This window comes from Nonomuraea sp. MTCD27, assembly GCF_041950495.1.
GTDB lineage: Bacteria > Actinomycetota > Actinomycetes > Streptosporangiales > Streptosporangiaceae > Nonomuraea.
In genome coordinates, this window is the sequence record NZ_JBGNUW010000007.1 from 266,263 (window position 1) to 288,142 (window position 21,880).

The following is a 21,880-nucleotide window of genomic DNA, read 5'->3' on the forward strand; positions in this document are numbered from 1 at the left end:
CGTGACCGACCACCCCCGCCCCAGCTGGTCCGCCCGCGCGCCGCGTCCGCACCGACCGACCGGCCGCCCGCGCGCGTCCGCACCGACCGGCCGCCGCCCGCGCGCCGCGTCGCCCCTGCTCGGCGAGCCTGCCCGGCCGGGGCCGGCCGGTGGTGCTGTCGGAGATCGGCGGGCCCCGGCCTGCGGCCCGAGGCGGAGGAGGGGTGGCGCGGGTACCGGCAGTGAGCAGGAGACCGACGGGCTGCTGACCGCCGCGCGGTCGGGGAGGGGCACTCCTGGCGGGAACGGAACCGAGACGCCCGCGGTGAGAGGCACGCGGCCCGCCCCCGGTCTACCGTGACGCGTGCCCGGCCGCCCTGCCGCTCCCCGGAGGTCCGCGATGGCCCGCGTCCCGCTCTCCGCGCAGGACCCGGCCCGCGTCGGGGCCTACTGGCTGGCCGGACGGCTGGGCTCCGGCCGGCAGGGCGACGTGTACGAGGGCTACGACGAGGCCGGCCACCGGGTGGCGGTCACGGTGCTGCGCGAGGGCGGCTTCCCCGGCGGGCCGGCCAGGCGGGAGGCGGCGGCCGTACGCAGGGTGGCCTCCTTCTGCACGGCCCGGGTGCTGGACTGCGACCTGGACGCCGAGCGGCCGTACATCGTCAGCGAGTTCGTGGCCGGGCCGACGCTGCGGGCGGTGGTGGCGGAGCACGGCCCGCTGGCGGGCGACGACCTGCGCCGGCTGGCCACCGGCACGGCCACCGCCGTGACCGCCATCCACGCCGCCGGCGCCGTGCACCGGGACCTCAGGCCGGACAACGTCCTGCTCGGCCCGGACGGCCCCCGGGTCGTCGGCTTCGGCGCGGCCCGGATCCTGGCCTTCACTGGCACCTCCTCGCACGACCTGCCGGGCACCGCGCACTACCTGGCGCCGGAGCTGTTCGGCGGCGGGTGCGCGGGCCCGGAGGCCGACGTGTACGCCTGGGCCGCGATCATCCTGTTCGCCGCCACCGGCCTCCCGCCCCATCCGGGCGGCGACGCGGCGGCGGCGATCCACCGAGCCCCGCACGCCGTCCCCGGCCTGACCGCACTGCCGGAAGTCCTGCGCCGGCCGGTGGCCGCCGCCCTGTCGAAGAACCCGGCGAACCGCCCCACCGCCGAGGCCCTCCTCCTGCGCCTGCTCACCCCACCTGCCGGCACCGTCTCCGCTGGAGACGCCGCCCCGGCAGGCGGTTCCGGCTCGACGGGCGGCGGCGGGCCCAGCGGGGGGCCCGGCGGCGGGCCCGGCCGGGGGCTCGGCCGCGGCGGCGAGCACGCCGGTGGCGACTTCCTGGGCGAGGGCGACGAGCTCACCCTGGAGGAGCTGCTGGTCCGGGGCGAGGAGCGGGCCCGGGGGCTGCGGGTGCCGGCGGGCCTGGCCGGGCCGCCCGCGCTGGGGGACGCCGCGGAGGCCGCGTACCGCAAGCTCTCCGGCTGGGAGCGGGAGCGGGTGCCGGCCACGTTCCTCAGGCTGATCGGCGAGGACGGCCGCACCCCGCGCCGCGCCGAGCCCGGCGAGCCGCCCGAGCCGGTCCCGCCCCTCGGCGGGTTCCTGGACGCGGGACTGCTGGCGGAGGACGACGACGGCGGGCTGACGCTGGCGAGCGCGGCCGTGATCCCGGCCTGGCCCCGGCTGCGGGCCTGGGTGCGCGAGGAGGGCGAAGGGCTCGGCGTCCTCGCGCGGCTGCGCTCGGCGGCCCGCTTCTGGCGCGACCACGGCCGCCGCGACGGCGACCTGCCGCGGGGCACCCTGTTCGAGCAGGTGACGACGTGGGCCGCGGCCGGCCGTACCCGGATCGAGCTCGACGACCTGGAGCGGGCCTTCCTGGAGTCGGCGCTGCGCGCGGCCGCCCGCCGCGAGCGCCGCCGCCGTACGGTGATCACCGTGCTGGCCGCGATGGTCGCCGTGCTCCTGACCGCCGCCACGGGCCTGGTGCTGCTCAACATCGCCGCGGACGCCGAACGCGAACGCGCCCGGGCACAGCGCGACCAGGCGCTCAGCCGCCAGCTCGTCGCCCAGAGCCAGGCACTGGCGATCACCGCGCCCCAGACCGCCAGACTGCTGGCCGTGGCCGCCGGCCGGATCGTCCCGCCGTCGCCCGAGACCAGGGCGGCGATCCGCGCGGCCACGGCCCGCCCGCAGCTCGCGGTGCTGGGCGGGTTCCCGGGCGAGGTGCACTCCGTCGCCTTCGGCCCCGACGGCGCCACCCTCGCCGCGACCGGCCGGGGCGCGCCGCTGCGGATGTGGGACACGACCCGGCTGGCCCCCGTGGCGTGGCCGGTGGCGGGCGGCGAGGGGGACGAGGACGGGATGGCGGTGGCGTACAGCGGCGACGGCACCCGGCTGGCCGTGGCCGGCCCGACCGGACGGGTACGCGTCTGGGACACCGCCACGCGCCGCGGCTGGACCGGCGGCGAGCGCACACCGTGGACCCGGCAGTGGGCCGCGTTCAGCCCGGACGGCAGCCTCCTGGCCACGGCCGGCGGCTCCACCGGCGCGTCCCGGCTGTGGGACGCGGCCTCGGGCACGCCGGTGGCCGCCCTGCACTCCCTGGAGGGTGCGCCGGGGCCGGTCGCGTTCAGCCCCGACGGCACCCTCATCGCCGCCGCCTACCCGCGCGGCCCGATCAGGACGTTCGAGGTCGCCTCGGGCAGGCTGACGGGCGATCCGCTCGAACCCGCCGCCGGGAGCGTCACGCCGGAGCCCCGGGAGGAGGTCGCCGCGCTCGCGTTCAGCCCGGACGGCAGGCTCCTGGCCGGCACCACGGGCAGCGAGCGCATCCAGCTCTGGGACGTCGCCACCAGGCGCGTCGTGGGCCGCCCGCTCACCGGCCACACCGGCCTGATCACCTCGGCGGCCTTCAGCCCGGACGGCGGCGTCCTGGCCACCGCGAGCCAGGACGGCACGATCAGGCTCTGGGACGTGCGCGGCCGCCGGCCCCTGGGCGACCCGCTGACCGGCCACACGCACGCGGTCAACGCCGTCGCGTTCAGCCCCGACGGCGGGGTGCTGGCCAGCGCGAGCGCCGACGCCACCGTACGGCTGTGGCGGCTCCCGCGCGGCACCCGCCACCGGCTCACGCTGATCGGTCCGGAAGGCGGCCAGGTCCCGGCCGACCGGCCGGTCCCGCCCCGCTGGTACGAGCGCCCGGACACCACCCAGGCCGTGCTGAGCGCCGACGCCGGCCGCCTCGTGGTCCAGCCGTACGACGGCAGCCGCGCCGGCTACGGAAGCATCTGGTCATGGGACGTGCGGTCGGCCCGATGGCGCGGCGAGCGGCTGCGCATCCGGCCCGACGATCTCGTGGACGGCGTGGCCCTCGGCCCCGACGGCCGCTCGCTGGCCGCCTCCGGCTCCTTCGACGACGACCGCGGCCTGAACACCACCATCCTCGACGGCCCCGCCTCCGTACACGGCCGCCCCCTGGCCTACGGCCCGGACGGCCGGCTCCTGGCCACGACCGGCCCGGACGCCTCGGTCCGGGTCTGGACGCTGCCCGACGGCCGGGCGAGCGGCGCGCCCCTGGCCGGGCATCCGGCGCGGGTGACGGCGGCGGCCTTCAGCCCGGACGGCGGCACCCTGCTCGCCGTGGGCACCGCGGACGGGTCAGTGCTGCTGTGGGAGGTGGCGACAGGCCGGCAGCGCGGAGTGCTGCGCGGCCACACCCTGCCGGTCACGTCGCTGGCCTTCGGCCCCGGCGGCGCGCTGCTGCTGTCGGGCAGCGAGGACCGGACGGCCCGGCTCTGGAAGGTGTCCACCGCCCGGCCGCACGGCGGGCCCCTGACCGGTCACACCGGCCAGGTCCAGGCCGTGGCCTTCGCCCCCGACGGGACGTACCTGGCCACCGGGAGCCTGGACCGCACCGTACGGCTGTGGGACACCGCCACCGGCGTTCCCCTCGGCCCCCCCTCTGACCGGCCACGGAGGCGAGGTGCGGGCCCTGGCGTTCACGGGTGACGGCAGGACCCTGGTCGCCGCGGCGGCCGACCTCGTCCAGGTGACCGGCGACGCCTACGCCGTCTGGGAGTGGGACACGGCGGCGCTCGCGGCGGACGCCTCGGCGACCGCGTGCGCCCAGGCCGCCCGCTCCCTCACCCGCGAGGAGTGGACGGCCTTCGTCCCCGGCCTCCCGTTCCGCGACCCCTGCCACAGGTGACGTCTGCGACCAGTGACGTGTGTCATGAGGGCCGGGTCAGCCCCAGACCATGCGCGCCGTGTCCACCACGAGCTCCAGCTTGCGCCGCTGCTCGTCCACGGTCAGCAGGTTGCCCCTGGCGGTGGAGGCGAAGCCGCACTGCGGGCTGAGGGCGAGGTTCTCCATGGGCACGTACTTGGCCGCCTCGTCGATCCGGCGGCGCAGCTCGTCCTGCGACTCCAGCCGGGGCACCTTGGAGGAGACCAGCCCGAGCACGACGATCGTGCCCTGGGGGACGAAGCGCAGCGGCTCGAACCCGCCCGCCCGCTCCGTGTCGTACTCCAGCAGGAACCGGTCCACCGGCACCTCCCCGAACAGCCGCTCGGCGACCGGCTCGTAGCCGCCCTTGGCGGCCCACGCGCTGCGGTTGTTGCCGCGGCAGATGTGCATGGCGACCGTGACGTCCGGGTTGGCCTGCTTGGCCGCGCGTACCTGGGCGGCGTCGATCGAGACCGTCAGGTCGAGGAGGGTCGTCGGGTCGGGCGCGGCGGCCCCGAGCACGCGGGCGCGGAAGCCCGGGTCGATGAGGTGGTTGTAGCTCAGCGAGTCGAGCTGGATCCAGGTCACCCCGCGCTCCAGCAGGCCCTCGATCTCCGCGACCCGCAGGGGGAGCAGGTCGCGCAGCAGGTCGCCGGGCGTGGGGTAGGCCTCGCCGCTGACGTCCGGCAGCCACAGGAGGTTGCCCATCGAGGCGCTCATCATGGTGATCTTGTACTGGCCGGGGGCGTGCCGGGCGAGGAAGCCGGCCTCGACCGCCGTGGAGTTCGCCTTCTGCGTGAGCTTGCCGGTCGCGGCCACCATGTCCCACGAGGTCTCCTCGGGCGGCACCTCCTCGCCGTCGCCGCGGAACCAGGCGGTGGAGGGCAGCTCGATGGGCGACACCCCGCCGAGCGACTCCAGCAGCCCGGCCATCCAGGTGTCCCGCCGCGCCTCGCCGTCGGTGAAGACCTCGATCCCCGCCGCGCGCTGGAGCTCGATCGCGGCCAGGGCGGCGCTGTCCTCCAGCCGGGTCAGCTCCTCGTCGCTCATCTCGCCCCGCTTCCTGGCCTGGCGGGCCAGCAGCAGCTCGGGCGGGCGCAGGAGACTGCCGACGTGCTCGGCGTGGTAGGTCGTGGGCATCTTTCCTCCCGGAGTCTCGCAGACGGTCCGTGGGATCAGCCTCCACCGCCCGATCTGGCCCGTCCACCCCGGGAACGCCGCCGTCACTCGTTGCGCAGCACGGTGGCGATGGTGAGCCGGGCCGCCGACCGGGCCGGCACGTACGCCCCCAGCACCGCGATCGCCACCCCCGCCAGGGTGAGCAGCGTGAGCATCGGCAAGTGCCAGACGTCGACCATGAACGCCGGCAGCGTGACGCCCGCCGCGCCGGCCATGGCGGGGACGACCAGGCGGTGCGCGGCGACGCCGATCGGCACGCCGAGCAGCCCGCCCGCCACCCCCAGGGCCGCCATGGACGTCACCATCATCACGGTGACCTGGCGCGGCGTCATCCCGATGGACTTCAGCATGCCGATGTCGCGCCGCCGCTCCCGAGTGTCGAGCACGACGGTGTTGAGCACGCCCAGCGCGGAGACCGTGCCCAGCAGCAGGGTGAGCACGGACGCGAAGCCGATGACGGCCACGGTGGTCTCGTCGGTCCGGCTCTTGGCCACCGGGTAGAGGCCGGGGTCCGCCGCCCTGACCGCGGCGTTGTAGGACTCGACCGACGTTCCCGGGGCCAGGCGGACCTCGTACTGGGTGGCCCTCTGGGTGGGCGCGAGCGCGGTCAGCGTCTGCCAGTCGGCCTGGACGAGGTCGGCGGAGCCGTCCATCGTGACGCCGACGACGGTCGCCTCCGCGCGCCCGCGCCCCAGGGACAGGGAGACCCGGTCGCCCACCGCCAGGCCGTGCTTGCCGAGGAACGCCGAGGGCGCCACCACCTCCCCGGGGCCGCTCAGCCAGCGCCCCTCGACGAGCGTCTCGCCCAGCGTCGCGGAGTCCCCGCGCAGGAACCGGCCCATGATGGGCTCCGGGTAGCCGGTGAGGTGCAGGTCGATCCACGCGTCGGCGGTCACGTGCACCGCGCCCGGCAGGGCGCGCAGCAGCGCCTCGATCGCGGCGTCGTCGTGCCGGGGCGGCGTCTCGCGCTGGCGGGCCTGGCCGGTCTGGACGATGGTGTGCACGTACCCGACGCGCTGGGCGGCCTGGCCGTACGCGGTCATCGTGGTGGACAGGCCGGTCGCCAGCGTCACCGTGGCCGCGCCGAGCACGACGGCCGCCAGCGTGAGCGCGGTACGGCCGGGCCGCGCGAACGGCAGCCCCAGCCCCAGGCTGACCGCCCGCGGCAGCCGGGCGCCGGACAGCAGACGCTGCACCCGCCGCCCCCTCCCGGACCGGCTCGCGCCGGCCGCGCTGATCGCCACGGCGGACGGCACCCGGCGCGCGCGCAGCGCGGGCACCAGCGCGGCGAGCATGACCACGGCCGGCATGCCGGCGAGCGTGGCCGCGTACACCCAGGGGCTGACCGCGACGCTGAACGTCCCGGCCCCGACGTCGTCCAGCAGCGGCCGCGCGGCCAGCCCGCCCGCCAAGGTCCCGAGCGCGCCGCCCGCCACCGCCGGGACCAGCACCATCGTCAGGTAGACGGCGACGACCTGGTTCGGGGTGAAGCCGAGGGCCTTGAGCACCCCGATGTGCCGGAACCCGGCCACGACCGCCCCGCTCACCGCGTTCGCCACGATCAGCACCGCCACCACGAGGCCCAGAACGCCGAACCCGGTCAGGAACGGCAGGTAGGTCGAGGCCATGCGGTTGGCGTCGCGCTTCACCGTCAGGTACGACCGCGTGCCCAGCAGCGCGCCGGCCGGCAGGCCCGCGGTGATCGCGGCCGTCCCGCGCCGGACCTCGGCGTCGGTGGCCGCGCCGTCCAGGCGGTAGAGCATCTGGAGGGTGCCCGGGCGCAGGGCGGCGGCCTGCTCCGGGGTGACCCACGACTCGCCGCTCCTGCTCACGCTGCTGGCCAGCCCGACGATGGTGAACGTCGAGCCCTCCCGCACGGTGAACGTCACCCCGAGCAGGAACGAGAAGTGGGAGTTGGGCGGCCGGCTCAGCACGATCTCCCCGGGGCGGGCCGGCCAGCGGCCGGTCCACAGGTCCACCCGGTCCACCGGCCCGCCGGGGGCCGCGCGGCCGGTGACCGAGAGCGGGCCGGGCGGCAGGTGCTCGAACGAGTCCGGGATCGTGACGGCCGCCTGCGCGAACGGCCCCGCCACCGCCTCGACCCCCGCCGCGCGCGCACCGCCCGCCAGCCGGGCCGCCGAGACCTTCCCCGCGTCGTACGCCGCCACCACGTGGGCGCCACGCTGGGCCGCGAACGCCCGCTCGAACGGCGCCGACACGCTCTCCAGCAGGCCCAGCGCGATCACGATGGTCACGGTCGAGCAGAACACCACGACCCCGAGCACGACCGTCTGCACCCTCCGCCGCCGCACCGCCCCCCGCGCGGCCCGCCACACCGGCCCCACCCCTGCGAGGACCGCCTCCGCGAGCCCGGGCTTCCGCGCCGCGCTCATGAGGTTCCCTCCAGCCGCAGGCTGTGCCCGCCGGCCACCCGCCCGTCGGCGAGCTCGACCAGGCGGCCGGCGCAGCGGCCGGCCAGCTCCGGGTCGTGCGTGACGATCAGCAGCGTCTGGCCGATCTGGTTGAGGTCGATCAGCAGGTCCATCACCTGCTCGCCGGAGCGGCTGTCCAGCGCCCCGGTCGGCTCGTCGGCCAGTAACAGCGCCGGCCGGTTCATCAGCGCCCTGGCCACGGCGACGCGCTGCCGTTCGCCGCCGCTCAGCGCCGCCGGGTAGGAGTCCTTCCGCTCGGCGATGCCGAGCTCCTCGAACAGCTCCAGCGCCCGGTCACGCGCCTGCCGCGCCGGCGTGCCGGTGAGCTGGGCGGCCAGGGCGGCGTTGTCCAGCGCCGGCAGGTCCTCGATGAGGTTGAAGAACTGGAAGATCATCCCGATCCGGCGGCGGCGGAACAGCGCGAGCCCGGTCTCGTTCAGCGTGCTCAGGTCCTGGCCGTCCACCTCGACCGTGCCCCGCGTCGGACGGTCGAGGCCGGCGATCATGTTGAGCAGCGTGGACTTGCCGCACCCCGACGGCCCCATCACGGCGACGGCCTCCCCGGCGTGGACCGCCAGCGACACGCCGTCCAGGGCCCTGGCCGCGCCGTACTCCTTGTGGACGTCCTCCAGCCGCACGACGAGCCGCCCGCCGGGGTCGTGGTGAGAGTTCATGGTCAGAACCTAGGTTCCGGACCGCCGCGCGGGCATCCCGCCCCGGATGTAACCGGGGGCTGCCGTCATCCCGTGGATGTAGGGCCCCGGGAGGATGCGGATCGTGGGCGGCGCAGGCGAGGATTGTCCGGTGTGGGAATGGCTGATCGCCGCTCTGGCGCTGGCGTGCGGCACCGCGGGGTGGCTGGCGGTGGCGCTCGTACGGACGCGGCGGCGTTACCGGGCGGCGCTGGGGGAGCAGGGCCGGCTGCTGGACCGCGAGCGCGAACGGGCGGCCCGCACGGCCGTGGACGCCGAGCGCGCCCGGATCGCGGCCGAGCTGCACGACATCGTCAGCCACAACGTGAGCCTCATGGTGGTGCAGGCGGGGGCCGCCCGTGAGGTCCTGCCCACGATGCCGGGCGAGGCCGAGAGCGCGCTCAAGGCCGTCGAGTCGGCCGGCCGCGACGCCATGACCGAGCTGCGGCACCTGCTCGGCCTGCTGGCGCCGGCGCAGGACGGCTCCGACGACGGCGACCCGGCGGACCTGGCGCCGCAGCCGGGGCTGGGCCAGCTCGGGGCGCTGGCGGACCGGATCGCGTTCGCCGGGCTGCCGGTGGAGGTGCGGGTCTCGGGGGAGCCCCGCCCGGTGCCGGCCGGGATCGACGTGACCGCGTACCGGATCGTCCAGGAGGCGCTGACAAACGCGCTCAGGCACGGGGTGGGCGGGGCGCGGGCGGAGGTGAGCGTGCGTTACACCGACCAGTACCTGCGGGTGGAGGTGCTCAACACCGGGCCCAGCGTGCTCACGGGCGCCGCCCGGCGAGCGATCGCCTCCGGTGAGCGCCCGGGCGACGTCGGGCGGATGGGCGACGCCGGGCGGATGGGCGCCGGGCGGATGGGTTCCGGACGGTCGGGCGGCGAGCGGTCGGGCGCTGAGCGGTCGGCGCGCGGGGCGGGGCGCGGGCTGCTGGGACTGCGGGAGCGGGTCGCCGTCTATGGCGGCGACCTCGACGCGCGCCGGCGACTCGGCGGAGGCTACCGCGTACGCGCCCGGATCCCGCTGGAGCGCCCATGACCAGCGCGGACGCGGCCAGCAGCCGGACGGAGGCGGTGGAGGGCCGGGCGGAGGCGGGCGGGCCCCGGGTGCTGATCGCCGACGACCAGGAGCTCGTCCGGGTCGGCTTCCGCCTCATCCTGACCGCGCGCGGCCTCGACGTGGTCGGCGAGGCCGCCAACGGGACGGAGGCGGTGGCGGAGGCGATCAGACTCTCCCCGGACGTGGTGCTGATGGACATCCGCATGCCCGGCATGGACGGCCTGGAGGCGGCCCGCCGCGTCCTCGCCCACGACCCGCACTGCCGGGTGATCATGCTGACCACGTTCGACCTCGACCGGTACGTCTACGCCGCTCTCGCCCTCGGCGCCAGCGGCTTCCTCCTCAAGGACGTCACCCCCGAGCACCTGGCCGCCGCCGTACGCCTGGTCAACACCGGCGACGCGCTCCTGGCCCCCTCGATCACCCGCCGCCTCGTCGAGCGCTTCGCCGCCGCCGACCGTTCCCCCGGCCCGCCGTCCCCCGCCCTCCACAGCGACCTCGCCGCCCTGACGCCGCGCGAGCTGGAGGTGCTGACGCTCATGGGCAAGGGCCTGTCCAACGCCGAGCTGGCCTACGCGCTGACCCTCAGCGAGGCCACCGTGAAGACGCACGTCGCCCGCATCTTCGCCAAGCTCGCCCTGCGCGACCGCGCCCAGGCGGTCGTGCTCGCCTACGAGACGGGCCTCGTCGCGCCCATGGCCGGGCAGGCCGACCTCAGACCAGGCCCACCATGAACCCCTCGTCCTTCACCCCCAGGTACGCCCCGGGCCGGTGCTGCCGCATCGCCTGCTCGATGACCGGGATGTACTTGGGGTTCGACCCGAGCGGCAGCCGGTAGCCGTTCTTGACCGTGTGGAACTCCCACAGGTGCTCCATGTCCCGATGGCGGGCGCGGAAGCCCTGATCGGCGGGGAACAGGTCGAGCCGGACCATGGTCTTGCGGAGGAGGTGGTCAGCGGGCTTGACCCGGCGCTGCCGCGTACGCGAGATGCCCACCCCGGACAGCTCCGCCCACGCCACGGCCCACGGCCGGCCCTGCGGGTCGTCCCAGCGCACGCCGAAGGCGTCGAGGACCAGCCTGCGCGGTCGGCCGATCCTCTTCCAGGCGATGACCGGCAGCAGGCCGATGAGCAGGAAGACCAGCCCCAGGACCGCGACCACGACCGCGGTGCCGGTCCCGCCGGTGACCTGCCCGGTCAGCGCCGAGAAGATCGCGAGGAGCCCGATCACGCCCGCTATCGAGCCGCCGACCAGCGCCTTGACCTTGGCGTCGGCGCCGACGTCGATCACCACGGGAGCCGGGTGAGGGGCGTTCTGCGGGGGTTGGTGCATGGAAGGCCACGTTAGTCGCGGTCGGCAGCCGTACCGTCACGCTTCCGCGTTTTGCGAAACATCTCCATGAACTTGCCCGGGCCCCGGACCGTTGATCCGGGAAACGACGGCGGAGGGGGACATACGTGACACAGACGGGGGCGGTTCCCGGCGCGGACGGCTGGATCGAGCGGGCGGCGGACGTCGACCGGGTCGTGGCCGCGCTGACCTCGGGGGAGAGCGGTCTGGTGATGGTGGTCCCCGAAACGGAAGGCGTCGAGGGGATGGGCGTCACCGCCGTCGTGGCGGCCGCGCTGCGCCGTGCGGAGGTGGCCGAGCGCTACCCCGAGGGCATCGGGTGGGTGAGCGCCGGCGGCTCACACCCCGACAACTGGATCGACGAGCTGACCCAGGTGCTGGAGCGCCTGCACGGTGAGGACATGGAGCTCTACTCCTGGTTGGAGGGGCACGATCTCCTGGGCCTCGCCCGCGACGAGGAGGCGATGAACGGGCTCCTGGAAACGGAGATCTTCACGCCCGGACCCCGCCTGGTGGTGATCGACGGGCTGCGGCACGCGGGCCTGGTGCTGGCGATGGCGTTCGCGGCGCCAGGCTGCGCCTGGCTGGTCACCGCGCGGGCGGCCGACGAGCCGCCGCCGTTCGCGATCACCGTGCGCATCGGAGCGATGACCGTCCAGGAGGGCGCCGCGATGCTGCGCCGTGACCTGCCCGCCCTGGACGAGGGCACGGCCACGCGGCTGGCGGAGCTGACCGGCGGCTGGCCGCTCGCCCTGGCCATGGCACACGGGGCCATCATCAGCCAGGCCGGCACGGGAGAGCCCGCCACCGAGCCGGCCACTGAGTCCTCGACCGAGTCCTCCACCAAGCCCGCCGCTGAGCCCGCCACCGAGTGCGCCGCTGAGTCCGCCACCGAGGTGGCCGCGCGCCTGGTCGCCGGGCTGCCGGAGCGGACCGACCTCGCCGACCCCGACTCGCGGGCGGCGCTGATCGGCGCGATCGTCGACCACTCGGTCGGCCGCCTGCGCGACGTGGACCCGGCCGCCGCCGAACGGTTCCTGCACCTCGGCCTGTTCGGCGCGGGCGAGGCCATCCCCATCGGCGTGGCCGCCATGTTGTGGAGCTCGGGCGGGACCATGACGGGCGGCCGGATCGGCGCGCTCATCGCCCGGCTGGAGAGCCTGCGCCTGATGAGCCGCCGTACCGATCACCCGGTGCTCGTCCTCGCGGACGCCGTCGGCGCCCGCGTCCGCGAGCTGCTCGGCCCGGAGGGTCTGCGGCGGGCGCGCCGGACGCTGGCCGACGCCGACCCGGACGAGACGCCCGAGGGCTGGGCCGACCTGCCCGGCACGGAGGAGTGGATGCTGCGCAACCTGGCCGGGCTGTACGCCGACGCCGGGGACGAGGAGCGGCTGGAGTCGCTGGTGTGCGACGTGACCTGGCTGTCGACCCGGATCCACCACTCCGGGGTGGAGGCGGCCCTGGAGGACCTGGACAGGTCGGGCACCGCTACGGCCGAGCTGCTGCGGCTCACCCTGGCCGGCTCGTCCCACCTGCTCGAATCGGCACGCGAGCTGGGCGTGAGCGTCGTGCCCACGCTCGCCGCCCGCCTGCACGCGACGCCGGACAAGGGCGAGGAGGCCCGCCGGTGGCTGGCGGAAGGGGGCGGGCCGTGGCTGGAGGCCCGCTGGACGCCGCCGGACCTGCCGCATCCGGCGCTGCTGGCCACGTACCACAGCCCGGCGGAGCAGCTGCTCGACCTCGCCATGGTCCCGGACGGCTCCTGGGTGGCCGCCGCGGGCGACCGGGGGCGGGTGCTGCGCCGGCGCGTGGACGGCACTCGCGTGGAGAGCCTGCTCCCGCACGACACGCGGGTCACGTCGGTCGCGGTGGCCCCCGGCGGCGCCTGGCTGGCCACGGCGAGCTGGGACGAGACCGTCCGCCTGTGGGAGCCGGACGGCAAGCCGCGCGCCGTGCTCGACGACCTGCCCGGCGACGCCGAGACCGTGGCGATCGCACCGGATGGGACGTGGCTGGCCGCGGCCGGGGAGGGGTTCCTGCGCTTCTGGAACGCCGACGGAACCCCGCGCGCCGTCCTGGACGACGCGAGCGGTGCGTACGAGCGCATCGCCATCGCCCCCGACGGCACCTGGCTGGCCGCCGTCGGGCGGGGCACCATCGAGCTGTGGAACGCCGACGGCACCCGCCGGCCGATCGCCCGCACGAGCGAGACGAGCGCCGAGGCGGTGGCCATCGCGCCCTCGGGCGAATGGCTGGCGATGATCACCGGGCCGGGCAGCCTCCTCCTGCTGAACGCCGACGGCAGCCCGCGCGGCGAGCTCGACAGCGTCTTCTACCACGGCACCGGCCTGGCCATCGCCCCCGACGGCCGCCGGCTCGCCGTCGGCGACTTCGACGACGACATCGTCATCATGGACGTCGACGGTTCGGTGCGGGCCCGGCTGAACGCCCACACCAAGGCGATCACCGGCCTGGCGATCACGCCCGACGGCCGTCGGCTGGTCTCGTCGAGCGAGGACGGCACGATCCGCGTCTGGGACATGGACCGGGCCGTACCCCAGGGCCCCGCGGACCGGCCCCGCGGGCACGATCTGCACGCCGTCGCGATCGCCCCCGACGGCTCGTACCTGGCCACCGCCGGGCCCGACGGGTTCACGCTCTGGGACCCCGACGGCGGCGTACGAGCGCAGGGGCCCGACGAATGGACGTGGAGCGTGGCCGTCGCCCCTGGCGGCGCGTACCTCCTCACCGGCGACCACGAGGGACGCCTGCAGCTGTGGGACCCGGACGGGACCCTGCGCCGGACCGAGCAGCTGCCCTCCACCAGATCCATGGCCACCGTGCCGTCGGTGGCGATCTCCCACGACGGCGGCTGGACGGTCGCCGCCGTGAACGACGAGGTACGGGTCCTGACCCCGGAGGGATCCAGGGTCCTGGAGTCGTACGACGAGGACGTGAGAGCGGTGGCCATCGCGCCGGACGCGTCCTGGGTGGCCGTCGCGTCGGAGCGGGACGTGCGGCTGCGCAGGCCGGACGGGCGGCCGACGGGAGTCCGGCTGGAGGCGGAGAGCATCGTCAAGGCCGTCGCCGTCTCCCCGGACGGCCGGTACGTGGCGGCGGCCACGACCGACGGCGCCGTCGAGCTGTTCGACGTCGAGGGCGGGCCGGACGGGGAGGGCCAGGGGGAGCGGGTGGCCCGGTTCGGCCACGACGACCGGCTGACCGGCGTGGCCTTCTCCCCGGACGGCGCCTGGCTGGCCACCACCGCGCGGAACGGCTGCCTGCGGGTGTGGGAGGTGGCCACGCGCAGCTGCCCGGCCGCGATCGTGGTGGACGGCGAGCTCAGCTCCTGCGCGTGGTTCCCCGACGGGTCGGGACTGTGCGCGGCCGGCGCGGCGGGCCTGTTCGGCTTCACCTACCACTGCTGATCGGGGGCCTCGCCGAGGCCCCCGATCCCCTTACGACAGCGCGTACGTCCAGCCGGGCATCCCGGGCACCGGCCCCGGGAACGGGCGGGCCCGCAGCGGGCTCACCTCGGCGGGCGGCACCGCCGGGCACCTCGCGCCCCGGTCCGGCGCGGTGAGCGAGGTCAGGTAGCCGTCGATGGCGCCGGTCGGGCACTCGCCGCGCCCGTAGATGCCGTGCCCCCACCCCTCGTACGTGAGCAGCCGCGCCTCGCGCCCGATCTGGCGCGCCGCGTTGACCGCCCACGGGTAGCCCGTGGCGGGGTCGTGCAGGGCGTTGCCGAGCAGCAGCGCGGGCGTGCCGGACACGCGCAGGCGGTGCTGCGGGTTCGGGATCGGGGCGGGCGTGCCGAGGCAGGCGACCGTGATCGGGTGGCCCGCGCCGCTGATGAGCATGTCCGGAGCGATGGCCGCCGACCTGCGCAGGTGCCGCGCGTAGTCCCGGTAGTCGCGGATGGGCAGCAGGTAGTCCTCGCAGAACACCTGGGTGGCATCGTTGATCACCTGGTCCGCCGTGGCGGCCGGGGGCGTCAGGATCGCCCGCGCCGCCTGCGCACCGCTGTCCAGGGCGGCGAGGAACTCGGCCAGCTCCTTGAACGCCGGGCCGTAGAAGGCGCCGAACGCCTGCTGGATGAGGTTCAGCCTGCTCAGCTTGACCCCGGGAGCGCCGGGGAACTCCAGCTCGCCCCGGTCGGCCCGGGCCAGCAGGTCCCGCCACAGCGCCCGGACGTCCCGGCCGTGCAGGGCACACGAGGCGGTCCGGTCGCACCAGGCGACGAACTCCGCGAAGGAGTCCTGGGCGGCCCACGACTCGGTGTCGAGGAAGGCCGTCGTGCCGAGGCTGTGGTCCATGTTGCTGTCGAGCGCGAGGGCGCGCACGCGGCGGGGGTAGCGCTCGGCGTACAGCTGGCCGATCAGGGTGCCGTACGAGACGCCGTAGTAGGTGAGCTTGTCGTCGCCGAGCGCGGCGCGCAGGGCGTCGAGGTCGCGTACGACGTTGCCGGTGTGCACGTGGTCGAACAGCGGACCGGTGCGCTGCCGGCAGTCCTGCCGGTAGCGCTCGTTGTAGGCCAGCAGCGCCTCGAAGTCGGCCTGGCTCTTGATGGACAGCAGGTCGGGCGCCTGCACGGCGAGGTCCAGCGAGCACTGGATCGGGTGGCTGAGCCCCACGCCGCGCGGGTCGAAGCCGACCACGTCGAACCGGCTCGTGAGCTCGGGCGTGAGGCCGAGCCAGTCGTCCAGCACGGCCTGGACGCCGGAGCCGCCGGGGCCGCCCGGGTTGATCACCAGGGAGCCGATGCGGGCGGCCGGGCCGGTGGCCTTGCGGCGGGCCAGCGCGAGCTCGAACGTCTCGCCGCGGGGCTTGGCGTAGTCGACGGGCACGGTCAGCGTGCCGCACTCGGCCGTGGGGTCCTCCGCGCAGGGCGCCCACGAGATCGTCTCCGCCGCCGGCGCCGCGGTGGCGGCGGCCGCGGCCGGCGGCACCAGGGGCGCGGTGAGCGCGCCTAAGAGGCTGATGGTCAGGACAGTTCTTCGCATGTCTCGTCCAATCCTCGGTCATTCGACCATGGACCGGATCGCCCGCGAGAACATCCGACTCCAGGAGGAGACAGCCTGTCATCCCCGGGTACAGGACGCGTCCGCCGGCCGCTCACCGCCTTCGTCGCAGGCGCGTGGAATGCCCGCGTGCGACATGCTGTTGTGCCACTCGTCTGATATCGAGATTGTCTGAGCGACAACACATCTGTCCCTCGGGCGGAGGGGGAGGGCACATGCCTGACTACGGCCACGACCTGCTGTTCGGGTCCTTCATCACGCCGGCGAACGCCGCGCCGAAGGAGGTCGTCTCGCTGGCACAGGAGTCCGAGGCCGCGGGGCTGGACCTGGTGACCTTCCAGGACCATCCGTACCAGTCGGCCTTCCTCGACACCTGGACGCTGCTGTCCTACGTCGCCGCGCGGACCGAGCGCATCCACCTGTCGGGGAACGTCGTCAACCTCCCCCTCCGCCCGCCGGCCGTGCTGGCCAGGGCCGCGGCCAGCCTCGACCTGCTGAGCGGGGGCCGGTTCGAGCTGGGCCTCGGCGCGGGCGGCTTCTGGGACGCGATCGAGGCCATGGGCGGGCGCCGGCTGACTCCCGGGCAGGCGGTGGACGCGCTGAGCGAGGCCATTGACATCATCCGCGGCGTCTGGGACGCGGGCAACAAATCGATCTTCCGGGTGGACGGTGCGTACTACCGGGTCGAGGGGGCCAAGCGCGGTCCCGCCCCGGCGCACGACATCGGGATCTGGCTGGGGGCGTACAAGCCGAAGATGCTCCGCCTCGTCGGCGCCAAGGCGGACGGCTGGCTGCCCTCACTGCCGTACATGCAGAGCCTCGACCAGCTCGCCGAGGCCAACGCGGTCATCGACGAGGCAGCGACCGGGGCCGGGCGCGACCCCGCCGCCGTCCGCCGCCTGCTCAACGTCGGCGGCCGCTTCGGCCCGCGCAGCGAGCGGCTCCTGTCCGGCCCGCCCGAGCAGTGGGCCGAGCAGCTCGCGGCGCTCACCCTGGAGTACGGCTTCTCCGGCTACGTCGTCATGGGCGACGACCCGGCCACCATCCGCACGTTCGGCCAGGAGGTCGCCCCGGCCGTGCGGGAACTCGTGGCCGCGGAGCGCGCCGGGAGCTAGGCGAGATCCCACAGCAGCCGGTAGTAGGCGATGCGCTCCGGGTCGGGATCGATGCCGTAGCCCTCGTACACCCAGCTGTCGCACCCCGGCCCGTAGTCGTGCTCCGCGCTCCACGCCCCCACGGCGAGGTCCGCCCACCGGTCGGCGACGCCGAGCGAGCCGAGGTCGACGTGCGCGGCGACCGTGCCGTCGTCGTGCAGCAGCGTGTTCGGCACGCACGGGTCGCCGTGGCAGACCACCAGCCGGTCGATCGGCGGCGGCGCGTCCAGCCGCGCCCGGGCTTCGGCGAGAGTGAGCCGCCGGTGCTCGGGGGCCCAGTCGGCCGGCCCCTCACCCTCGGCGATGCGCTCGTCGGCGCGCGGCAGCCGCCGCGCCACGCCCCAGTCGAACGGGCACTCCGCGACGGGCAGGGAGTCGTGCAGCAGGCGCAGCCCCCGGCCGATCGCGGTCGCCGCGACGACCGGGTCGGCGGCCCAGCGCCGGTCCACCGCCGGCACCCCGGGCACCGCCTCGGTCACCAGCCACGCGCCCGCGCCGTCCGCGCCGTGTTCCAGCACCGGTGGCACGCGTACCCACCGTGCCGCCCAGGCCAGCCGCTCCGCCTCGGCGGCCAGGTCGATCTCCGGAGTGCCCGCGGCGACCCACTTGACGTATCGCGCCCCTCTCCCGCCCCCGCCGCGCGTGTCGTCGAGGCGGAACGTCAGCCCGCCCAGCTCGTTGCGCCACACGGGGGTGATGGCGTCGCCCCGCGCCAGCGCGGTGACGACCGCCGGGACGGCGACGGCGCCGTCGGGGATCTCGGAGTCGGCTGGAATCCTCACAGGAACGGGATCCTCGCAGGTGGCCGCGCCGGCCCGCAAAGGATTTCCGCCGGCGCGCATCGCCAGTGCCCTGCCCGTGCGGGCGGGAGCATAATCGGAGCCATGCGCGTGGGGATAGCCCATCATTTCGGCTGGGCCGTGGCCGTCACGGCGTCGTCCGGCCACCGGGTGGTGGACCGCCGGCGGATCGACCTGATCGAGCCCGGCATGCCGGCGGCCCCCATCCACCACGAAGGCAAAGCCCTCGACGACGCCGCGGCCGCGGAACTGGTGGCCCGGGTGCGGGCCTCGGCGTTCCGGGCGACCTCCGCCTCACTGGACGACCTGGCCTCGGCACTGCCCGGACCCATCGTCTCGCTCTCGCTCCGGGCCTGGCCGCTCGACTTCCCGGACGACCTCGCCGTCCAGCGCCGCACACCGTACGAAGCCCGGGCGGACTCCGTCATGTACCGCCAGATCCTGGCCGAGCTCGCACACGCACGGGGCTGGGCCGTCCACTTCTATGACGCCAAGGATGTCGAGGCCCGGGCGGCCGGCCTCCTGGCCGGGCGGGCGGCCGAGACGCTCCACGGCCCGCGGGCGGCACTGGGGCCGCCGTGGACGAAGGACCACCGAATGGCACTCGCGGCGACGATCGTGGCCGCCGAATTTCCGGCCGCGCCGATCCGGTGAATCAACATATTGATCGACATGAATGCGCGTCGCCGAGCGCGTACTATTACCTGGAGCCGAATTGGTCGCCTTCCTATCGTGGGAATCACTCTCACGGAAGGAAGAGATCATGCGTAAGCTCCTGGCAAGCGGTGTCCTCGCCGCTTCCTTGACCCTTACGGGTCTTGCCACTGCCGCTCCCGCCCAGGCGAGCGCCACCGCCGGCACCACCACCATGAGTGAGACCACCGGCTGCCCCCAGGGCTACTACTGGCACAAGCACTGGTACAAGAAGTGGTACAAGGCCGGCCACTGGTGGAAGGGCCACTACCACAAGAAGGGCCACTACCACTACTCGTACAAGTGGCACTGCCACAAGAAGCGCTGATTCGCTGAGAAAAGGGGCCCGCCGATATTTGATCGGCGGGCCCCTTTTCTCGCGGGAGAATGCAGTGATTCCTTCAGCGCATTCACTGACCGATGCGACCGTCGATCCGCTCGCGCAACAGGTCGACGTGGCCCATGTGGCGGCCGTACTCCCAGACCATTCCGACCAGCGCCTCGCGCAGCGACATCGTCCCGCCACCGCTGCCGTGCAGATTCAACGGATCGTCGGCGGTGATGTCGAGACTGGGCGCCTCGGCCACGAACCGCGTGGCGAAGTCCACCTCCGCCCGCCAGGCCTCCCACGCCTCCGCCACCACCTGAGGGTCGGGAACGGCACCGTCGAAATCACCGTCACGGTTGGTGTCGGAGCAGTAGAGCTTGGGCACGTCCTGGCCCGCCATCAGCACCCGGAACGTCGCCCGCTCCACCTCGGCCAGGTGCCGCACCAGCCCCAGGAGCGACATCGTCGACGGCTCGACCGACCGCCGCGCCATGGCCTCCGCATCGAGCCCCTCGCACTTCATCTCCAAGGTGAGTCGTGCACAACGCAGGGATTCGGCCAGCGTGGCGCGCTCGTCGCCCAGCGTGGGCCCGTGCTCACGCGGATCGTCGTCGGAGGGCTTGCCGTCCGCGGTGAACATGTCGGCTCGTCGTGTCGTGGCCATGGCCGCCATCATCGGCGATGCGCCTGACGCCCACAACCGAATATCGACGCCCGCGAGACCGCGGCCGGCCTCGGTTTGACCTTGACGCGACGTCAACGTCTTGACTGGTCGCAGGCAAGCACCTGACCACCGGAAAGGCGTGTACCTCGATGACCCTGCCGTTCGACCGTCCCGGCCCCCTCTCGCCCCCTCCCGAGTACGCCCGGCTCCGCGAGACCGCACCCGTCGCCCGGGTACGAACCCCGGACGGCCGCCCCGCCTGGCTCGTCACCTCCTACGACGCCGTCACGACCGTCCTGTCCGACCGCCGGTTCGGGCTCGCCCCGCCCGGCGCCGCGTACCCCGGCAACGACACGCTGTTCCAGGACGGTGCCGCGCACGCGCGCCTGCGGCGGCTGGTGTCGAAGGCGTTCAGCCCGCGCGGCGTCGAGGTGCTGCGCGGCCGTGCCGAGCGGCTGGCGGACGAGCACGTCGCGGCGCTGGCCACGGCCGGGCCGCCCGCCGAGCTGGTGGCGGGGCTGGCCGCGCCGCTGTCGATCACGGTGATCGGTGAGCTGCTCGGCGTGGAGCTCGGCGACCGCGACCGGTTCCGGGCCGTGGCGGACGCGGCGAGCGGGGCCGACTTCGTGTTCGGGACCGAGGAGGAAGTGGCCCGGGCCGCCCGGGGGTGGGAGGGGCTGGCGGCGTACGCGGCCACGCTGGTCGAGGCCCGGCGCGAGGCTCCCGGGGACGACCTGCTCAGCTCGCTCATCGCCGTACGGGACGCCGAGGACGGGCGGCTCAGCGACGGCGAGCTCGTCGCCATGACCGCCACCATCGTCTCCGCCGGCTACCTGTCGGCCCGCAACGCCATGTCCACCGCCGCCCTCCGGCTCCTCACCGAAGGACGGCTGGCCGGCCTGGCCGGCGCCACTCCGGAGGAGCTCGGCGCGACCGTCGAGGAGGTCCTGCGCATGCAGGCCGGGCTGACCGGCGAGCCCTTCCCCCGGTACGCGCAGACCGGCCTCGACCTGGCCGGGGCCGCGATCGCCGCCGGTGACCTGGTGCTGGTACGGCTCGAAGCCGCCCACCGCGACCCCCGCCACTTCGCCGCCCCCGACACCTTCCAGCCGGAGCGGCGGTCGAGCCCGTCCCTGGTGTTCGGCCACGGCCTGCACTACTGCCTCGGCGCGCCGCTGGCCCGCCTCGAACTGGCCGCCGCGCTCGGTGCGCTGGCCCAGCGGCTGCCCGGCCTGCGCCTCACGGGTTCGGTCGAGGACGTCGAATGGGTACGCGACGGGGTCGACCTCGGCCCCGCCGCCCTCCACGTCACCTGGTGACCGTCCGCAGGGCCGCCTTCCGGGCCCCGCTCAGCTCCCGGCGGCGGTGTCGGATCGGCGGAGGAGGAGTGTGACGAAGCCCAGGACGCCGCGGTAGCCGTTGAGCCACAGGTCGCGATGGTCACGTGCGGCGGCCAGGGCCGCGTCGCCGTCCGGGCCGGGGTGGGCGAGCGCCCAGCGGGTCAGGGTGCCGGTCCAGGACCACTCGTACTCGTCCCACTCGTCGAGGGTGCTGGTGTGGCCGTAGACGGTGGCGAAGCCGGCGCTCTCCATGCGCTCCACCGTGCCGGCCAGGTCGGCGAACTCGCCGGGCTCGGCGTCCAGCCGGGCGAGGAGCTCGGGCGCGGGCGGCCGCTCCCAGAAGCCCTCGCCGACCAGGGCGAGCCCGGAGGGCGGGCGCAGGTGGCCGCGTACGGAACGCAGGGTCGGCGCGAGCCCGCCGAAGGCGTGCGTGGCGCCGACGGACAGCACCAGGTCGTACGTCCCGGCGGAGGCCATCTCGGAGGCCGGCTCGGAGGCCGGCTCAGAGGTCGGCTCAGAGGACAGCCCGGAGGCCGCGCCGGTGGTGAAGTCGGCGGCCGGCATCCGGTGCAGCCGGAGCCGGTCCGAGACGCCGCGGCGCTCCGCCTCCTCCGCGGCGCGGGCCAGGGCCCGCTCGGAGACGTCCACCCCGTCGGCCGTCGCGTCCGGATAGAGCGCCAGCGCCCGCGTCAGCCACGCCGCCTCGCCGCAGCCGAGATCGAGGATGCGGGCCCGTGGCGGCAGCTTCGCCCGGCCGAGCAGGCGTTCGAGGCTGCTCTCGCTGATGGGCGCGGAGACGGGATGGTCCCCGTGGGCGACGCCGCTGATCTGATCACGTTCCATCCGAGGGAATATGCCTGATCAGCGGCCGGATGCCAAAACGCTGCGCGGAGAATACCCGGGTGTCCCGTCACGTTTCGTCTCCCGCGTCCGTCATATCGGCGAACCCGGACCCCCGGGGTTTGAAGACGACA

The 21,880-nt window shown here is 75.1% G+C and carries 17 protein-coding genes; 9 read left to right on the forward strand and 8 right to left on the reverse strand.

Translation table 11 applies throughout. From position 1 onward, the window contains the following. Positions 1–379 precede the first annotated feature (379 nt). Both ACBJ59_RS22690 and ACBJ59_RS22695 read left to right on the forward strand, forming a co-directional pair. A complete protein-coding gene (locus tag ACBJ59_RS22690; RefSeq protein WP_375112218.1) occupies positions 380–3,976 on the forward strand; it encodes a WD40 repeat domain-containing serine/threonine protein kinase in 3,597 nt (1,198 codons plus the stop codon). Continuing rightward, positions 3,951–4,175: a hypothetical protein gene (locus tag ACBJ59_RS22695; RefSeq protein WP_375112219.1), complete on the forward strand. Its 225-nt coding sequence runs from the start codon at positions 3,951–3,953 to the stop codon at positions 4,173–4,175. Before ACBJ59_RS22690 ends, ACBJ59_RS22695 begins: the two co-directional genes overlap by 26 nt. Before the next feature lie 36 nt (positions 4,176–4,211). Here ACBJ59_RS22695 and ACBJ59_RS22700 read toward each other — a convergent pair whose 3' ends face one another. The 3 genes from ACBJ59_RS22700 to ACBJ59_RS22710 all read right to left on the reverse strand — a co-directional run bounded on the left by ACBJ59_RS22700 (position 4,212) and on the right by ACBJ59_RS22710 (position 8,478). Then, complete coding sequence (locus tag ACBJ59_RS22700; protein WP_375112220.1) at positions 4,212–5,333, reverse strand: cobalamin-independent methionine synthase II family protein; 1,122 nt, start codon at positions 5,331–5,333, stop codon at positions 4,212–4,214. Between the two features lie 83 nt (positions 5,334–5,416). After that, positions 5,417–7,765 carry an FtsX-like permease family protein gene (locus ACBJ59_RS22705; protein ID WP_375112221.1) on the reverse strand — a complete coding sequence of 783 codons (2,349 nt, stop codon included), beginning with the start codon at positions 7,763–7,765 and terminating at the stop codon, positions 5,417–5,419. Further along, the gene (locus ACBJ59_RS22710; RefSeq protein ID WP_375112222.1) at positions 7,762–8,478 is read right to left on the reverse strand and encodes an ABC transporter ATP-binding protein; all 717 of its coding nucleotides are present in this window, start codon (positions 8,476–8,478) and stop codon (positions 7,762–7,764) included. The genes ACBJ59_RS22705 and ACBJ59_RS22710 overlap by 4 nt, the downstream gene beginning before the upstream one ends. A gap of 130 nt (positions 8,479–8,608) precedes the next feature. Between ACBJ59_RS22710 and ACBJ59_RS22715 the strand changes: the two genes are divergently transcribed. After that, positions 8,609–9,535 carry a sensor histidine kinase gene (locus tag ACBJ59_RS22715; protein WP_375112223.1) on the forward strand — a complete coding sequence of 309 codons (927 nt, stop codon included), beginning with the start codon at positions 8,609–8,611 and terminating at the stop codon, positions 9,533–9,535. Next, entirely contained in the window at positions 9,532–10,290 is a 759-nt protein-coding gene (locus ACBJ59_RS22720) for a response regulator (protein ID WP_375112224.1), read from the forward strand. The genes ACBJ59_RS22715 and ACBJ59_RS22720 overlap by 4 nt, the downstream gene beginning before the upstream one ends. Here ACBJ59_RS22720 and ACBJ59_RS22725 read toward each other — a convergent pair. Further along, on the reverse strand, positions 10,271–10,888 hold the full coding sequence (locus ACBJ59_RS22725) for a hypothetical protein (RefSeq protein ID WP_375112225.1): 618 nt from the start codon (positions 10,886–10,888) through the stop codon (positions 10,271–10,273). The genes ACBJ59_RS22720 and ACBJ59_RS22725 overlap by 20 nt on opposite strands. 125 nt (positions 10,889–11,013) lie before the next feature. On the opposite strand from ACBJ59_RS22725, the gene ACBJ59_RS22730 reads away from it, so the two are divergent. Next, on the forward strand, positions 11,014–14,334 hold the full coding sequence (locus ACBJ59_RS22730; RefSeq protein ID WP_375112226.1) for a hypothetical protein: 3,321 nt from the start codon (positions 11,014–11,016) through the stop codon (positions 14,332–14,334). Between the two features lie 30 nt (positions 14,335–14,364). Here the strand turns inward: ACBJ59_RS22730 and ACBJ59_RS22735 are convergent, their stop codons facing one another. Next, positions 14,365–15,909, reverse strand: coding sequence for an alpha/beta hydrolase (locus ACBJ59_RS22735; protein WP_375112227.1), 1,545 nt, complete (start codon positions 15,907–15,909; stop codon positions 14,365–14,367). 233 nt (positions 15,910–16,142) lie between these two features. Here ACBJ59_RS22735 and ACBJ59_RS22740 point away from each other — a divergent pair, with 233 nt between their 5' ends. After that, positions 16,143–17,042 carry an LLM class flavin-dependent oxidoreductase gene (locus ACBJ59_RS22740; RefSeq protein WP_375112228.1) on the forward strand — a complete coding sequence of 300 codons (900 nt, stop codon included), beginning with the start codon at positions 16,143–16,145 and terminating at the stop codon, positions 17,040–17,042. Here the strand turns inward: ACBJ59_RS22740 and ACBJ59_RS22745 are convergent. Beyond that, the gene (locus ACBJ59_RS22745) at positions 17,039–17,863 is read right to left on the reverse strand and encodes a phosphotransferase (protein WP_375112229.1); all 825 of its coding nucleotides are present in this window, start codon (positions 17,861–17,863) and stop codon (positions 17,039–17,041) included. The genes ACBJ59_RS22740 and ACBJ59_RS22745 overlap by 4 nt on opposite strands. 102 nt (positions 17,864–17,965) lie before the next feature. On the opposite strand from ACBJ59_RS22745, the gene ACBJ59_RS22750 reads away from it, so the two are divergent. Further along, positions 17,966–18,535: a hypothetical protein gene (locus tag ACBJ59_RS22750; RefSeq protein ID WP_375112230.1), complete on the forward strand. Its 570-nt coding sequence runs from the start codon at positions 17,966–17,968 to the stop codon at positions 18,533–18,535. Between the two features lie 109 nt (positions 18,536–18,644). After that, positions 18,645–18,902 carry a hypothetical protein gene (locus tag ACBJ59_RS22755; protein WP_375112231.1) on the forward strand — a complete coding sequence of 86 codons (258 nt, stop codon included), beginning with the start codon at positions 18,645–18,647 and terminating at the stop codon, positions 18,900–18,902. 82 nt (positions 18,903–18,984) lie between these two features. Here ACBJ59_RS22755 and ACBJ59_RS22760 read toward each other — a convergent pair whose 3' ends face one another. Beyond that, positions 18,985–19,566: a DinB family protein gene (locus ACBJ59_RS22760; RefSeq protein WP_375112232.1), complete on the reverse strand. Its 582-nt coding sequence runs from the start codon at positions 19,564–19,566 to the stop codon at positions 18,985–18,987. Positions 19,567–19,715: 149 nt separating this feature from the next. Between ACBJ59_RS22760 and ACBJ59_RS22765 the strand changes: the two genes are divergently transcribed. After that, positions 19,716–20,885 (forward strand): cytochrome P450, encoded by a 1,170-nt coding sequence (locus ACBJ59_RS22765; protein WP_375112233.1) that lies wholly within the window; start codon positions 19,716–19,718, stop codon positions 20,883–20,885. A 30-nt stretch (positions 20,886–20,915) separates the two neighbouring features. On the opposite strand, the gene ACBJ59_RS22770 is transcribed toward ACBJ59_RS22765, so the two are convergent. Beyond that, positions 20,916–21,749 (reverse strand): SAM-dependent methyltransferase, encoded by an 834-nt coding sequence (locus tag ACBJ59_RS22770; protein ID WP_375112234.1) that lies wholly within the window; start codon positions 21,747–21,749, stop codon positions 20,916–20,918. Positions 21,750–21,880 lie beyond the last annotated feature (131 nt).

Coding starts and splice junctions, on each gene's coding strand:
- ACBJ59_RS22750 (WP_375112230.1), top strand. CDS start 17,966: ATGCGCGTGGGGATAGCCCATCATTTCGGCTGGGCCGTGGCCGTCACG.
- ACBJ59_RS22760 (WP_375112232.1), bottom strand. CDS start 19,566: ATGGCCACGACACGACGAGCCGACATGTTCACCGCGGACGGCAAGCCC.
- ACBJ59_RS22725 (WP_375112225.1), bottom strand. CDS start 10,888: ATGCACCAACCCCCGCAGAACGCCCCTCACCCGGCTCCCGTGGTGATC.
- ACBJ59_RS22705 (WP_375112221.1), bottom strand. CDS start 7,765: ATGAGCGCGGCGCGGAAGCCCGGGCTCGCGGAGGCGGTCCTCGCAGGG.
- ACBJ59_RS22710 (WP_375112222.1), bottom strand. CDS start 8,478: ATGAACTCTCACCACGACCCCGGCGGGCGGCTCGTCGTGCGGCTGGAG.
- ACBJ59_RS22735 (WP_375112227.1), bottom strand. CDS start 15,909: ATGCGAAGAACTGTCCTGACCATCAGCCTCTTAGGCGCGCTCACCGCG.
- ACBJ59_RS22755 (WP_375112231.1), top strand. CDS start 18,645: ATGCGTAAGCTCCTGGCAAGCGGTGTCCTCGCCGCTTCCTTGACCCTT.
- ACBJ59_RS22720 (WP_375112224.1), top strand. CDS start 9,532: ATGACCAGCGCGGACGCGGCCAGCAGCCGGACGGAGGCGGTGGAGGGC.
- ACBJ59_RS22700 (WP_375112220.1), bottom strand. CDS start 5,333: ATGCCCACGACCTACCACGCCGAGCACGTCGGCAGTCTCCTGCGCCCG.
- ACBJ59_RS22770 (WP_375112234.1), bottom strand. CDS start 21,749: ATGGAACGTGATCAGATCAGCGGCGTCGCCCACGGGGACCATCCCGTC.
- ACBJ59_RS22690 (WP_375112218.1), top strand. CDS start 380: ATGGCCCGCGTCCCGCTCTCCGCGCAGGACCCGGCCCGCGTCGGGGCC.
- ACBJ59_RS22765 (WP_375112233.1), top strand. CDS start 19,716: ATGACCCTGCCGTTCGACCGTCCCGGCCCCCTCTCGCCCCCTCCCGAG.
- ACBJ59_RS22740 (WP_375112228.1), top strand. CDS start 16,143: ATGCCTGACTACGGCCACGACCTGCTGTTCGGGTCCTTCATCACGCCG.